Origin of the sequence: Desulfovibrio sp. ZJ746 (genome assembly GCF_011039155.1) — a bacterium.
Classification (GTDB): domain Bacteria; phylum Desulfobacterota; class Desulfovibrionia; order Desulfovibrionales; family Desulfovibrionaceae; genus Desulfovibrio.
Window position 1 is genome coordinate 471,709 of sequence record NZ_JAAKEK010000001.1, and the last position, 14,161, is coordinate 485,869.

Sequence of the window (14,161 nt, forward strand, 5' to 3'; positions counted from 1 at the left end):
GCCTTGACAGCGGGGCGTTTTTGCATAGACTGGTGAACCCGGATTTTCGGGACGATGCGCCACCCCGCGCAGGGTAGCTTTCGGCGCCCGTCCCCGCAACCGCCATGACAGGAATTTTCGCGGCAGGCCCCGCCGGCCGCAGGAGGAAGCATGTACTCAACCACGGACTTTCGCAAGGGGCTCAAGATCGAAGTGGAAGGGACCCCGTATGAAATCGTCGAGTTCCAGCACTTCAAGCCCGGCAAGGGCGGCGCCATGGTGCGCACCAAGCTGCGCAACATCCTCACCGGCCGCATGCAGGACATCACCTTCCGCTCGGGCGACAAGGTGGGAAAGCCCGACATGGAAACGCGCGACATGCAGTTCCTCTACCGCGAGGGCGACGACCTCATCTTCATGGACATGACCACCTATGAGCAGCTGTCCATGCCCGTGGCCACCACGGGCGGCAAGGAGGGCTTTCTCAAGGACGGGCAGGAATGCCGCGTGCTCCTCTATCAGGGACGCCCGCTCGACATCGACATTCCGCTCTCCCTCGTTCTCGAGATCACGGACACCGAGCCCGGCGCCAAGGGCGACACGGTGAGCAATGTGACCAAGCCCGCCACCCTCGAGACGGGCCTCGTGGTGCAGGTGCCCATCTTCGTCAACATCGGCGACAGGATCAAGGTCGACACCCGCACCAAGGAATACCTGGGCCGGGAATAAGCCCCCTTGCCGCTGGAGGAAAAGCCCACGGATATTCGCAAGTTCCTGCGCGAGCTGTTCGGCCTGTTCCTGCTCTTCTGGGCCCTGCTGCTGCTTTTGAGCCTGTTGAGCTTCGACGCGGGCGACCCGAGCTTCAACCATGTGGTGAGCTCGCAGGGCCCGGTGCACAACAAGGCGGGGCTGTTCGGCGCTTACGCGGCCGGCTTCCTCAACGACATCTTCGGCGTGGCCGCCTTCCTGTGGCCCCTGGTGTTCGGGGCCCTGGGGGCGGCCTACGTCTCTTCCGGCTATGCCCTGCACTGGTGGCGCTGGTGCGGCTTCTTCCTGCTCACCCTCTGCCTCCTGGTGGCGGGCTCGTGGTGGGATCTCTCCGCCGGCGACCTCGCGGGCGGCGGCATGGTGGGCAGCGCCCTCTACGACAACGCGCGCCACTACCTGAGCCCGGTGGGCTCCACCATGCTCTGGGTGTTCGTGCTCCTCGTGGGCCTGCAACTGGCCTGCAACTTTTCGTGGTTCAGCCTCGCCGCTAGGTTGAAGGCCTGGGCCGCGGCCCTCCTGGAGGAACGGAAGGAGCGCAAGCTGGCCGAAGCCGCAGAGGCGGCGCCGGAATATCTTATCCCGGGAGAGGATGGGGGAGGGGACAAGACTGGCGGTGCCCCGTGGTGGAAGCGCCTCGCCGCGCGCCTGCCCCTGCCTGATACCAAGGCCCTGAAAGAACGCTTCGGCCGCTGTCGCGATGTTCTGGGCAGCATCAGGCCCACAGCCGGCAAAATGCCCGAGCTGGACTTCCCCGAGGCGGAAGGGACGCCTGAGAAGGGAGAAGGCGCCGACGGGCAGAGTGCAAGCGAGGTTTCAGGCGCCCCCGAGGAAGATCTCCAGCCCGCAGCGCAGGCACCCGCGCAACCATCTGCTCCCGAGGCCCCGGCTCACGCGCCGGCAGCCGCCCGGGCCCCTCACGACGCACCCCGGGCCGCGGAACCGCCCAAGGGGCGGCGCGCCAAGATCCCCCTGCCCGGCCTCGACCTGCTCACACCGCCGGCTCCGGGTGGCGCCCGCGCCCGCGAGGATCACGAGGCCAGGGGCGCGGCGCTCATGGGCTGCCTCAAGGATTTTGACATCCAGGGCGACCTTGTGCGCGTGACCCCGGGGCCTGTGGTCACCATGTATGAGGTGAGGCCGGCGCCCGGCATCCGCGTCAACCGCATCGCCAACCTGAGCGACGACCTGAGCCGCGCGCTCATGGCGCCGGCCGTGCGTATCCAGGCGCCCATCCCCGGTTCGGACACCGTGGGCATCGAGATCCCCAACGAGCAGCGCGAGACGGTCAATTTCCGCGAGCTCGCGGCGTCCGAGCCCTTCCGCCGGGGCTGCGGGCCGCTGACCATGATCCTCGGCAAGGACATCGCCGGGCGCCCGGCAATGGCCGACCTCACGCGCATGCCGCACCTGCTGGTGGCCGGCGCCACGGGCGCGGGCAAGAGCGTGTGCCTCAATTCCATCCTCGTGAGCCTGCTCTACCGCACCCAGCCGCAGGACTTGCGCCTCTTGCTCATCGACCCCAAGCGCATCGAGATGGCGGTGTATGCGGACGAGCCGCACCTCGTGCACCCGGTGGTGACGGAAATGGCCGACGCCAAGAACGCCCTCGAGTGGGCCGTCCATGAAATGGACAACCGCTACCGCTCCATGGCGCGCCTCGGCGTGCGCAACGTGGCGGCCTACAACCAGAAGCTCGCCGCCTTCAGGAATGACCTGCCGCCGGACCTCGCCGACCTCGAGCGCCTGCCGTATCTCGTCATCGTCATCGACGAGCTCGCCGACCTCATGATGACCGCCGCCCGCGAGGTGGAGACCAGCGTGGTGCGCCTCGCCCAACTGGCGCGCGCGGCCGGCATCCACATGATCCTCGCCACGCAGCGCCCCAGCGTGGACGTGGTGACGGGCCTCATCAAGGCCAATTTCCCCTGCCGCATCTCCTTTCAGGTCACGTCGAGGCACGATTCGCGCACCATCCTCGACCAGATGGGCGCGGAGCAGCTTCTCGGGCGCGGCGACATGCTCTTCAAGCCCAGCGGCGGCCGCCTCCAGCGGCTGCACGGGCCCTTTCTCGCCGACGAGGAGGTGCAGGCCGTGGTCAACCACTGGAAGCGCCAGCTCGCCCCCACCTATGAGGTGGACTTCTCGCAGTGGAGCGCGGCCGCGGCCGCGGGACCCGGCGGCGGGGGCGACGCCTCGCAGGACCCGCTCTACGAGGAGGCCCGCGCCTTCGTGCTGGAGTCGGGCCGGTCTTCCATTTCCACCTCGCTGCTCCAGCGCCGCCTCCAGGTGGGCTATAACCGCGCCACGCGGCTCATGGACCAGTTCGAGGCCGAGGGGCTGGTCGGGCCGGCCAACGGCAGCAAGCCCCGCCCCATTATCCGGGGCTAGTTGCCCTCGGCGCTTTTTTGCCCGAAACTGCCATGCCACACCCGTGAAGGAGTGCGCCATGCGAACGAAAACGCTGACCGCCGCCGGCGGCCTGCTTGCCGCCCTGCTTCTGCTCCTTGCGCAGCCGGGCGCCTGCGCCGATGAAGCCGTGCGCTACGCGGACCTCATCCGCACCAAGTATGAAGCCCTCAAGTCCTTCGCAGCGGACTTCGAGCAAACGCTCACCCACAAGGAGAGCGGCGCGGTGGAAAAGCGCAAGGGGCGCCTCCTCTTCCAGAAGCCGCTGCTCATCCGCTGGCAGACGGAAAAGCCCCACGAGGAGACCATGGTCGTCACCGGCAAGGAGATCTGGGACTATCTCCCGGACGAGGACATCGCCTACCGCTATCCCCCCAACCTCGTGCAGGATTCACGCAGCATCATCCAGGTGCTCACCGGCCAGTCGGCCATGAACCGGGATTTCGATGTCAAGGTCGCGGGGAAGGACGGGGGCCTCGTCCGGCTTCTGCTCTATCCGCACGAGCCCACGCCGCAGATGGTGGAGGCGGCCATCTGGGTGGAGCCGGAGACGGGCTATATCCGCCGCGCCAACATCATCGACTTTTACGGCAACGCCAATGACGTGCGCTTCACGTCCTTCAGGCCGGACGCGCGCGTGGCCCCGTCCGAGTTCCGCTTCACGCCGCCGGCCGGCGTGGAGGTGGAAGACCGCATCGACCGCACCATCGAGGAGCGGGAACTTTTCAAGTAGCCCAGAAAAGGAGGGGAGGGCCGCCCGGCGGGGCGCACCCGCCCTCCGGCCAGCGCCCCGGAGCCGCCATGCCTGACTTTGTCCATCTCCATTGCCATACGGAATACAGCCTTCTCGACGGCGCCATCCGCATCCGGGACCTCTGCGCCCGCGCCAAGGACAACGGCATGGAAGCCTGCGCCATCACTGACCACGGCAATCTCTTCGGCGCGGCCTATTTCTACTCCGCCTGCAAGGATTTCGGCCTCAAGCCCATCCTCGGCTGCGAGGTCTATACCTGCGCCGACCATACGGACAGGTCTCCCGAGACCGGCAAGCTGCGCAACCATCTCATCCTGCTGGCGCAGAACGACACGGGCTACCACAATCTCGTCAAGCTCGTGAGTCACGGCTTTCTTGAGGGCTTCTACTACAAGCCCCGGGTGGACAAGGCGCAACTGCGCAAATATTCCGAGGGGCTGGTGTGCCTTTCGGCCTGTATCGCCGGCGAGATACCGCGCGCCGTCCTCGCCGATGACATGGACAAGGCCCGCGCCCTTGCCGATGAATACGCCGCCATCTATCCGGGCCGTTTTTACCTTGAACTCCAGTCCAACGGCCTCCCCGAACAGGAGCGCGTCAACACGGCCCTCATGGAGCTCGCCGAAAGCGCCCGCCTCCCGCTCGTCGCCACCAATGACTGCCACTATCTCGAGGCCGGCGACGCGGACGCCCATGAAGTTTTGCTCTGCATCCAGACGCAGACCACCATGGACGACCCCCGGCGCATGCGCTTTGAGACGCGCGAGCTCTATTACAAGACCGCCGAAGAGATGGAGCGCGCCTTCAGCCATGTGCCCGAGGCGCTCGCCAATACGGCGCGCATCGCGGAATCGTGCAACGTGGAGCTGGATTTCGGGCACCATTATTTCCCGGTCTATCCGCTGCCCGAGGGCGCGAGCATGGAGTCCGAGTTCCGGCGCCTCGCCGAGGAGGGGCTGGAAAAGCGCCTCGAGGCTCACCCCGACCGCGCCCATATCGACCCCGACCGCTACCGCGAGCGCCTGCAGCACGAGATAGCGGTCATCCTCGAGATGGGTTTCCCGGGCTATTTCCTCATCGTGCAGGAATTCATCAACTGGGCCAAGAACCACGCCATCCCCGTGGGGCCCGGGCGCGGCTCGGCCGCGGGCTCGCTGGTGGCCTGGGCGCTCAAGATCACCAACCTCGACCCGCTGCCCTACAACCTGCTTTTCGAGCGCTTCCTGAATATCGAGCGCGTCTCCCTCCCCGATATCGACGTGGACTTTTGCGAGCGCCGCCGCGGCGACGTGATCAGGCACATGGTGGAGACCTACGGCGAGGGCTCTGTCGCGCAGATCACCACCTTCGGCACCATGAAGGCGCGCGGCGTCGTGCGCGACGTGGGCCGGGCGCTCGGCATGAGCTTCGCCGAGACCGACCGCATCGCCAAGCTGGTGCCCGAGAGCCTGAAGATGACCATCGACAGGGCTCTCGAGCAGGAGCCGGAATTGCGCCGCCTGCGGGAGGAGGACGAGCAGGTGCGCCGCCTGCTCGACACGGCGAAACGCCTTGAGGGGTTGGCGCGCCACGCCTCCACGCATGCGGCGGGCCTTGTGGTCTCGGACAGGCCCATGGAGGAGTATCTGCCCCTCTATCTCGGCAAGCGCGGCGAACTCGTGACCCAGTTCGACGGCCCCATGACCGAGAAGGCCGGCCTCGTCAAGTTCGACTTCCTGGGCCTCAAGACCATGACCCTCATCCAGGACACGCTGGACAACATCGCGCGCCAGGGCGCAGAGCCGCCTGACCTCGACACCCTGCCGCTCACGGACGCCCCCACCTACGAGCTCTATGCCCGCGGCGACACGGACGGCGTCTTCCAGGTGGAGAGCTCGGGCATGCGCCAGTACCTGCGCATGCTCAGGCCCAACTGCTTCGAGGACATTATCGCCATGCTGGCCCTCTACCGCCCGGGCCCGCTGGGCTCCGGCATGGTGGACGAGTTCATCAAGCGCAAGCACGGGCAGGTGCCGGTCATCTATCCGCATGACTCGCTCGGCGAGTGCCTGCGCGACACCTACGGCGTCATCGTCTATCAGGAACAGGTCATGCAGATCGCCCAGATCATCGCGAGCTACACCCTGGGCGGGGCGGACCTGTTGCGCCGGGCCATGGGCAAGAAAAAGCCCGAGGCCATGGCCCGAGAGCGCGTGACCTTCGTGGCCGGCGCGGAGAAGAACGGCATCGCCGCGGAAAAGGCCAACGAGATCTTCGACCTTATGGAAAAGTTCGCCGAATACGGCTTCAACAAGTCCCATTCGGCGGCCTATGCGCTCATTTCGTATTTCACGGCCTATCTCAAGGTCCACCACAAGGTGGAATTCATGGCCGCCCTGCTCACCTCGGAAATGGGCAATCAGGACAAATTGCTTAAGTATGTGGCCGCCTGCAAGGACATGGGCATCGAGGTGCGCCAGCCCTCGGTGAACGAGAGCGAGCGCGAGTTCTCCGCGCGGGAAGGCTCGGTCGTCTTCGGCCTCGGCGGCATCAAGAACGTGGGCGACGAGGCCATCCGCGAGATCATCGAGGCCCGCCGCGAGGGCGGCCCCTACGGCTCGCTCTTCGACATGGCCAGCCGCGTGAACCTGCGCAAGGTGACGAAGCGCGTGCTGGAATCGCTCATCAAGGGCGGCGCCTGCGACTGCTTCGGCGTGCCGCGCGCGGCCATGCTCGCCGCGCTGGACCTCGTCGTGCTGCGCGCGCAGAAAAAGGCCCGGGCCATGAATTCGCCGCAGGTCTCGCTGCTTGCCATGGCGCCCGCGCAGGAAAGCGCGCCTCTCCCCGGTGTGGGGCTCGACTGCCCGGAGGCGGCGCTCCCGGAAATGGCCGACGACCTCAAGCTCAAGGCGGAAAAGGAGGCCTTGGGCTTCTTCCTGACAAGCCACCCGCTCCAGCCCTTCCACAGCGAGATACCGCGCCTCGGCCTCACCACGCTGGAGGCCCTGCGCGAGCTCTTTGCCGGCGCGCGGGTCAACTGCGCCGTCCTCGTGACCAGCGTGCGCGAGGTCGTCACCAAGCGCGGCGACCGCATGGCCTTCGTGGCCGTGGAAGATTTCACCGGCCATGCGGAAGTGACCTTCTTCCCCAGGGATTACGCCGAGGCGCGCGAGCTCATCAAAAGCGAGCAGCCGCTCTGCCTTACCGCGCGCCTGGAGAGCCAGGGCGAGGCCAACCCCGAAAATCCCGAGGAGGAGGATGCGGAAGCCCCGGCCGCGGAATGCAAGCTGCTCGGCCAGCGGGTTCGGCTGCTCGCCGATGTCTGCGCCGAGAGCGATTCGCCCATCGAGGTGGAAATCCCGGCGCACCGCCTCGGCCGGGCGGACATCCTCGCCCTGCGCAACATCCTTGAGAGCCATGCCGGCGATGTGGAGGCCCGGGCCGTGGTCTGCCTGGACGGCTGCCACTGCCACTTGCGGCTCGGCGACGCCCTCAAGGTGCGCCCGGGGCCCGAGCTCACCCGCGCCCTCGCGGCCTGGTCCGCCGGTGACCAAAACGCGGTGGCGTAGGGAATGCGGGCACGCTCGGGAACTTCCCTGCAGCTGCAAAATTGTTTTTTTATATAGAATATATTTATCGTATGTGCGTTCTGATGTGACGGACTGCATTACAGCATGTCACATATGGAAGTTCTGCGGGAAGGGCCACCATCTTCGCCCTGTGGAACAGGCGTTGGAGGCGGGTGGAGCGCAACGTGGCACTTCCTGAAATGTTCCCCATGAGAAGGATTCCCCGTTCTCCCGGGCCAAAAACAGGTGGCTCTTAGCACTTCCCAATGAACAAAACGGAAGTGCTCTGCTGCGCAGGGGCGTCGAAAAATGGCAGTACAGCGCCTGCCCTTCCCCAGCCCATCAAATATTTTTCCTTGAAAGTCAGGGAGAAGAATTGACGCTGCCGGGAAGGTTGTGTAGCCTCTATCGGTGTTCGGTGGTAAATTTTGCCCGCGCGGTTGTCAGAGACATGTAGTTTTTCCGTGCTCAGGTTGCCGCACATTTTTTTCCTTTTAAAGACTGAGGTGAACATCATGGACGATTATCTCAAAGAAGCGCTTGAAATTGCGCGTGCCCAGGCCGGTGTGCGTGTCATGAGTGAAGAGGAAGTCACGGCCTACATCCAGAAGCTCGCTGCCGGCATCCGCGCCATCGCGGAAGATGTCGTCCCCGATGAGATGGACTGTGCGGAAATGGCCCAGGAAGCCCGCAAGTCCATCAAGGAAAAATCCGTCACTTGCCTTGAATGCGGCAAGAGCTTCAAGATCCTCACGCGCCGGCACCTGGCGAGCCACGGGCTCGACAGCGCCGGCTACCGCGAAAAGTGGGGCCTGAAGAAAGACACGCCGCTCGTGTGCAAGTCGCTCCAGCGCGAACGCCGCAAGAAGATGAAAGACATGAAGCTGTGGGAAAAGCGCCGCAAGGCCAGCTAGGATACATCGGCAAGCCCGCCCCACGGCGGGCTTTTTCGTCTCCGCGGGCAACTGTCACCGATGCTTGTGGCGGGCGCGCCGGGGAAAACCGCCGAAGGCGCTTTCTGTTTTACTGATAGTTGCATTCCTGGATACTGCATGGGTTCTTTCTCTGTCACGGCCCCCGGGGAAGCGCTGGCACTGCTCGCGTTGCCCGATGCCGAGCTCTTTTCCCGCGCGGAACAGCTCCGGCGCGAGGCCAGCGGGCATTCGGTGCATCTGTGCGCCATCATCAATATCCGCAGCGGCCATTGCGGCATGGATTGCCATTTTTGCGCCCAGAGCCGGCACAATCCCGTGCCGCAGGCCGGCTTTCCGCTGCTTGAAGAGGCTGTGCTGCGCGAGCGCATCCTCGACCTGGCGGCCACGCCGGTACGCCGCATCGGCCTTGTGGCGAGCGGCGCGGCGCTGGACGGCGAGGATTTTGAGCGCGTGCTCAGGCTTGTGGCGGCGTTGCCGGCCCCCGTGCGCGGGCGCCTCTGCGCCTCCTTCGGGCGGCTGGATGAAAAGCGCATGGCGCGCCTCGCCTCGTCTGGCATCACCCGTTACCACCACAATCTGGAGACCTCGGCGCACTACTATCCACAGATATGCTCCACCCAACTCTGGGAGCAGCGCCGGGACACGGCGCGCCGCGCGCAGGCCGCGGGCCTCAGCCTCTGTTGTGGCGGTATTTTCGGCCTTGGTGAAACGTGGGAGGACCGTATCAGCGTGGCCTTCGCCCTGCGCGAACTGGGCGTCAGCCATGTGCCGCTGAATTTTCTCCATCCCCTACCCGGTACGCCGCTGGCAAGGCGGCCCCCTCTCCGCCCGGAGGAAGCCCTGCGCATCATCGCGGTGTTCCGGCATGTCCTGCCCGGGGCCGCGCTCCGCATCTGCGGCGGCCGCCCGCTGGCGCTCGGACGGCGGCAGGGGGAGATATTCGCCGCCGGCGCCAATGCGCTCATGACCGGCGACTACCTCACCACCAGCGGGGAAGCGCTCAGCCATGACCTTGACCTGATCGCCACCTGCGGCATGGAGGCGCCTCGTCGTGCCTGAGAGCGCCGCCCCCCTTCGCGCCGTCTTTGTGGCCGGCACGGGCACGGATGTGGGCAAGACCGTGGTCACGGCCGGCCTCTTGCGCGCGTTGCACGGCCTCGGCGTGGCGGCGCAGGCGGTCAAGCCGGTTCAGACAGGCATCCCGGCTGCGGACAAGGCCCCCGGAGCACCCCTTGCCGGGGATGCCACGGTCTATACGGCGGCCGTGGCCGACCTGGCGGCCACATCACTTCCGCCCGCAGCGGTGCTCCGCACCTTCGCCCTCCCGGCCTCGCCCTTTTTGGCGGCGTCCGAAGAAGGCGCCATGCTGGACGCCGCCGGCCTTGCGCGTGATATCCGGGGGCACTGGGCGCGCGTGGCGCCTGCAGCCGAAGTGCTGCTTCTGGAGGCCGCGGGCGGCCTGCTGGCGCCGCTCAATGCGCGCGAGAGCATGCTGGACCTCATGGCGAGGGTGGGCGCGCCGGTGGTCCTCGCCGTCCGCAACGAGCTGGGCGCGCTCAATCATGCCCTGCTTTCACTGGCGGCCTTGCAAGGGCGCGGCCTCGCGTTGGCCGGCCTCGCCATGGTGGAGCCGCCCCGCGCAGTGCGCGAGGCCAGCGGGAACCGTATTCTGGAAGACAATATCCGCTTTTTGCGCGACCGGCTGAAGCAGGACTGGCCCGGCGCCGTGCTCTGCCCCGTGCCGCAGGCGGAACTTTCCGCCCCGCAGGGGTGGGAGCTCGTAGCCCGGGCGCTCCTGCCGCTGGCGCGCGCGCTGTGGACAGGCCCGGTTCACCCCGGGGGCGCCAGTTCCGGCGACATGGAGTCCCGCGACCATGCCGCGCTCTGGCATCCCTATGCCTCGGCCACGCGCCTGCCGCCGCTGGAAACCGCGGCCCTGAGCCATGAGAACCGCATCGTCCTCGCCGACGGCCGGGAACTGGTGGACGGCATGTCCTCGTGGTGGGCCGCCGTGCACGGCTATAACCACCCGCGCCTCATCGCCGCCCTGCGCGCGCAAAGTAGCCGCATGCCGCACGTGATGTTCGGCGGCCTCACGCATGCGCCGGGGGTCATACTTGGGGAACGGCTGCTCGCCGCCATGCCGCCCGGCCTTTCGCGGCTGTTCTTCGCCGATTCCGGCTCCGTGGCCGTGGAAGTGGCCCTCAAGATGGCCCTCCAGTGCCAGCAGGGCAGGGGAGAGCGGCGGCGCACCCGTTTTCTCGCGCCGCGCGGCGGCTATCATGGCGACACGCTGGGGGCCATGTCCGTCTGCGACCCGGTGACGGGCATGCACAGCCTCTTCGCCGGCCTCGTGCCGCAGCAGCGGTTCATGGAGCGCCCGTCCTGCCGCCTTGACGCGCCCTTTGCGGATGCCGCGCTCGACGACGCGCGCCGCGTTTTTGCCGAGCACGGCGACGAGATAGCCGCCGTCATCCTCGAGCCCGTGGTGCAGGGCGCCGGCGGCATGTGGTTCTACCATCCCGGCTATTTGCGGGGCCTTGCCGACCTGTGCCGCAAGGCCGGCGCGCTGCTCATCTTTGACGAGATCGCCACGGGCTTCGGCCGCACGGGCCGCTTCTTCGCCGCGGAGTGGGCCGGAGTCACCCCTGATATCCTCTGTTGCGGCAAGGCGCTCACCGGCGGCGTGCTGACCCTGGCGGCCACCGCCTGCACCGCGGCCGTGGCCGAAGACATCTGCCGCGAGGGTCGCGTCTTCATGCACGGGCCGACCTTCATGGGCAATCCGCTCGCCTGCGCGGTGGCCGGCGCCTCGCTTGACATCTTGGAGGAAGGGCACTGGCAGGAACAGGTGGCGGCGCTTGAGCGGCAACTTGCCCAAGGGCTCGCGCCCTGCCGTCAGTTCGAGGGCGTGGCCGACGTGCGCGTGCTCGGCGCCATCGGTGTGGTGGAAATGGAGGCCCCGGTCAACGGGCCGGCCCTGCAGCGCTTCTTTGTGGAGCGCGGCGTCTGGATCCGGCCTTTCGGCCAGCTTATCTACCTCATGCCGCCCTATATCACGCCGCCGGAAGACGTGGCGCGGCTCTGCGCGGCCGTGGCAGAGGCGGTGGCCGGGGGTGCCTGGCGCCTCGCGGACGGCTAGGGGGCGCCCAGCACTTCAGGCGTCGCCGGCTTTTTCCGGCATAAGGGCGGGATTGAGCCCGCGATAAATGAGCCGGGTGGCCGCCTCATCGGCGAGCTCGCCTATATCCATGAGCTTTTCCAGCAATTCCAGCAAATAATGGCGGTCGTTCTCGCAGCCGTCATGAAAGTCCTTTTCCAGCTCGCCCGAGCGGATGTAGTTCTCAAGTTCCTGCAAGTCTTCCATTTTCAGCATGGGTTGTCACTCCTTGTATGCAGGGAAGCAAGGCATGCCTCCACGAGCCGGCCGGCCAGCATTTCCACCGCGGCGAGCTCCTGCCGGGTGATGGCCTCGAAGTGGATGCCGCAGCTCACGCTCACCGCGCAGCCGAGCCCCGCGCAGAGTCGCCCGGCAACGAGGCCGGCAAGCGGCCCTTCGCGATGTCCCGGCCGCTCGCGTACCAGTGGCGCCTCCCCGGGCGCGGCCAGGGCCGTGGCCCCAGCATGCCCCGCGCCGCCGGCCAGAATGGCGTGCACATCGCGCCCCTGCGGGATGAGCCGGAGGGTGAGGTCGAGCCGGCCTTCCTTCACGCGAAATTCCTGCGGGAGACGCCGGCACGGCGCTGTCCTTTCATCCATGCGCAAGTGTAACGGAAACGCGCCGCCGCGCAAAGAGCCCGGCGCCCCTCAGGCTCAGTCCCGAGCGCGCCTCCGCAGCACGGCGAGCCACGCGGCGAGGCACAGGGCGGAAACGACCGTGGAAATGCAGCCCACGGCCAGTATGGCGCCGGGCCACACCGAAAGGCTCGCCAGCAGCATGGACAGCGCGCCGAAGAGCAGGCCTGTGCAGTTGATGAGCGAGGAGACGATGCCGTTGTCGCCCTCGATGCTCTCCATCATCAGCACGGTCGAGGGCGCGCGCAGGGCGCTCCCCAACAGGGTGAGGAGCGCGAACAGCAGGGCGAAGGTCCACGGGCCGTGGCTTCCCCAGCAAATGACGCTGATGCCCGCAAGGCACATGGCAGAGAGGTGCCCGGCAAGCACGCGGTTCCTGTTCCAGTGGCGGAAAATACCCATGTGCAGGAAGGGTCCCAGCAGGGAAGCGGAGGCGTTGAGCGCGAAAAACAGGCTGTATTCCTGGGGGGACACGTGAAAGGTATCCTGAAAGATAAAGGCCGACACCGCGAGGTAGGACATGAAAGGCATGGACATGGCCGAAAAGATGAGCAGCGGGTAGAGAAAGTTCCTGTGGCCGAGCGCCACGCCCATGCGCTTGAAAGTCGCCCCGAGGGTGAGGCCGCCGCTGCGGGGATGGGTCTCCCTGAGCCAGAGGGTGCCGATGAGCGCCGCCACGCCGCACAGGGCGAGGCAGAGGAAGATGCCCCGCCAGTCCACCATGAGCAAAAGCCAGCCACCGAGCACCGGGGCGGTGAGCGGCGCAATGATGACCGTGGCCTGCATGACGGTCACCACTTTTTCCATGGAGCCGCCGCGCAGCACATCCTTGACGATGGCGAGTGACATGGCGCTGGCCGCCCCGCTGCCCACGGCCTGCACGCCGCGCCAGGCGAGAAAGGCCCCGATGGAGCCCGTGAGGCAGAGGGCGATGCTGGAGACGATGTAGAGCAGGGAACCCGCCAACAGGACGGGCTTGCGGCCGTATCTGTCGCTTACCGGCCCCCAGAAGAGCATGGAGACGGCAAACAGCAGCATGAAGGTGCTGATGGTGGCGCTCGCGAGCTCGTTGGTGGTGGCGAAGGTGCGCGCTATGGAGGGGAGCGCCGGCAGGTACATGTCCGTGGAGATGGGGGCGAAGGCGCTCAAAAAGGACAGGTAGAGGATGAGAAAACGGTTGCCCGGGTAAAAGAGGCGGCGGTTTTTCATGGCGCGAGCTTATGCCCCAAGCGGCGGGGTGGCAACTCGCCCTTCGGGGGCGCCGTGCGGGCGTCTCAATGCGCGGCGTATTTTCCCCTGCGGGGCAGCCTGAAGCGGCGCATGTCCGCGCCTTCCAGCTCCAGAAGCCGTATCTTCCGCTCAATGCCCCCGCCATAGCCGGTGAGGTCGCCGCCCGCGCCCACGACCCGGTGACAGGGGATGATGATGGAGATGGGATTGCGGCCCACGGCGCCCCCCACGGCGCGGCTGGACATGCGCTCCTTGTGCAGGGCTTGCGCGGCGTTACGGGCGATGGCCCCATAGGTGGTCCATTCCCCGTAGGGGATGGCGCGAAGGAGGCTCCAGATGAGCTTCTGGAAGGGCGTGCCCGCGGGCGCCAACGGGAGGGCGCCGGTACCGGGCCTTTTGCCAGCGAAATAGGCGTCGAGCCATTCCCGGGCCAGCTTCAGGAGGGGGGCGTCGGGCCATTCCACCGCAGGGGCCGCCCCCATGGCCTCAAGGGCGGCCTCGCGCTCCAGCCACAGTCCCACCAGGGCTTCATCATCGCAGGCGAGGGCCAGTTCTCCGAGCGGGGAAAAATACCTATCGATGTACATGTCGCCTCCTTGCGCTGGGGGGCGGCGAGCGTCCCCCCGGTCGTTTCGCCGAGCCTACAGGTTTTTTGCCGGGCCGTCCTCCTGCCCGCATGGGCAGGGAAGGCATTCCGGTCCCGCGGCGCCTCCTTCCATTGTCTTTCGGCGTGAGGTGCGGTAGCA

Annotated in this window: 11 protein-coding genes; 7 read left to right on the top strand and 4 right to left on the bottom strand. The window is 66.8% G+C overall.

Annotated features, from left to right (window positions below; all coding sequences use genetic code 11):
* Positions 1-150 precede the first annotated feature (150 nt).
* From efp to bioA, 7 genes are all read left to right on the top strand, one after another.
* A complete protein-coding gene (gene efp, locus G7Y54_RS02165; protein WP_165076654.1) occupies positions 151-708 on the top strand; it encodes an elongation factor P in 558 nt (185 codons plus the stop codon).
* 6 nt (positions 709-714) lie between these two features.
* Positions 715-3,135 (top strand): DNA translocase FtsK, encoded by a 2,421-nt coding sequence (locus tag G7Y54_RS02170; RefSeq protein ID WP_241159843.1) that lies wholly within the window; start codon positions 715-717, stop codon positions 3,133-3,135.
* A gap of 58 nt (positions 3,136-3,193) precedes the next feature.
* Positions 3,194-3,886, top strand: a complete 693-nt coding sequence (gene lolA, locus G7Y54_RS02175; RefSeq protein ID WP_165076656.1) for an outer membrane lipoprotein chaperone LolA — start codon at positions 3,194-3,196, stop codon at positions 3,884-3,886.
* Positions 3,887-3,954: 68 nt separating this feature from the next.
* Positions 3,955-7,455 (top strand): DNA polymerase III subunit alpha, encoded by a 3,501-nt coding sequence (gene dnaE / locus G7Y54_RS02180; RefSeq protein WP_165076658.1) that lies wholly within the window; start codon positions 3,955-3,957, stop codon positions 7,453-7,455.
* A gap of 515 nt (positions 7,456-7,970) precedes the next feature.
* Positions 7,971-8,369 carry a MucR family transcriptional regulator gene (locus G7Y54_RS02185; RefSeq protein WP_165076660.1) on the top strand — a complete coding sequence of 133 codons (399 nt, stop codon included), beginning with the start codon at positions 7,971-7,973 and terminating at the stop codon, positions 8,367-8,369.
* 138 nt (positions 8,370-8,507) lie between these two features.
* Positions 8,508-9,449: a biotin synthase BioB gene (gene bioB, locus G7Y54_RS02190; RefSeq protein WP_165076662.1), complete on the top strand. Its 942-nt coding sequence runs from the start codon at positions 8,508-8,510 to the stop codon at positions 9,447-9,449.
* Complete coding sequence (bioA, locus tag G7Y54_RS02195) at positions 9,442-11,532, top strand: adenosylmethionine--8-amino-7-oxononanoate transaminase (RefSeq protein WP_165076665.1); 2,091 nt, start codon at positions 9,442-9,444, stop codon at positions 11,530-11,532. The genes bioB and bioA overlap by 8 nt, the downstream gene beginning before the upstream one ends.
* 15 nt (positions 11,533-11,547) lie before the next feature.
* On the opposite strand, the gene G7Y54_RS02200 is transcribed toward bioA, so the two are convergent.
* The 4 genes from G7Y54_RS02200 to G7Y54_RS02215 form a co-directional block, all read right to left on the bottom strand.
* The gene (locus G7Y54_RS02200) at positions 11,548-11,766 is read right to left on the bottom strand and encodes a hypothetical protein (RefSeq protein WP_165076667.1); all 219 of its coding nucleotides are present in this window, start codon (positions 11,764-11,766) and stop codon (positions 11,548-11,550) included.
* Complete coding sequence (locus G7Y54_RS02205) at positions 11,760-12,101, bottom strand: hypothetical protein (RefSeq protein ID WP_241159328.1); 342 nt, start codon at positions 12,099-12,101, stop codon at positions 11,760-11,762. The genes G7Y54_RS02200 and G7Y54_RS02205 overlap by 7 nt, the downstream gene beginning before the upstream one ends.
* Positions 12,102-12,203: 102 nt before the next feature.
* On the bottom strand, positions 12,204-13,394 hold the full coding sequence (locus tag G7Y54_RS02210; RefSeq protein ID WP_165076671.1) for a Bcr/CflA family efflux MFS transporter: 1,191 nt from the start codon (positions 13,392-13,394) through the stop codon (positions 12,204-12,206).
* Between the two features lie 65 nt (positions 13,395-13,459).
* Positions 13,460-14,002: a methylated-DNA--[protein]-cysteine S-methyltransferase gene (locus tag G7Y54_RS02215; protein WP_165076674.1), complete on the bottom strand. Its 543-nt coding sequence runs from the start codon at positions 14,000-14,002 to the stop codon at positions 13,460-13,462.
* Positions 14,003-14,161: the final 159 nt, after the last annotated feature.

Coding starts and splice junctions, on each gene's coding strand:
- G7Y54_RS02215 (WP_165076674.1), bottom strand. CDS start 14,002: ATGTACATCGATAGGTATTTTTCCCCGCTCGGAGAACTGGCCCTCGCC.
- lolA (WP_165076656.1), top strand. CDS start 3,194: ATGCGAACGAAAACGCTGACCGCCGCCGGCGGCCTGCTTGCCGCCCTG.
- G7Y54_RS02200 (WP_165076667.1), bottom strand. CDS start 11,766: ATGCTGAAAATGGAAGACTTGCAGGAACTTGAGAACTACATCCGCTCG.
- dnaE (WP_165076658.1), top strand. CDS start 3,955: ATGCCTGACTTTGTCCATCTCCATTGCCATACGGAATACAGCCTTCTC.
- efp (WP_165076654.1), top strand. CDS start 151: ATGTACTCAACCACGGACTTTCGCAAGGGGCTCAAGATCGAAGTGGAA.
- G7Y54_RS02185 (WP_165076660.1), top strand. CDS start 7,971: ATGGACGATTATCTCAAAGAAGCGCTTGAAATTGCGCGTGCCCAGGCC.
- bioB (WP_165076662.1), top strand. CDS start 8,508: ATGGGTTCTTTCTCTGTCACGGCCCCCGGGGAAGCGCTGGCACTGCTC.
- G7Y54_RS02210 (WP_165076671.1), bottom strand. CDS start 13,394: ATGAAAAACCGCCGCCTCTTTTACCCGGGCAACCGTTTTCTCATCCTC.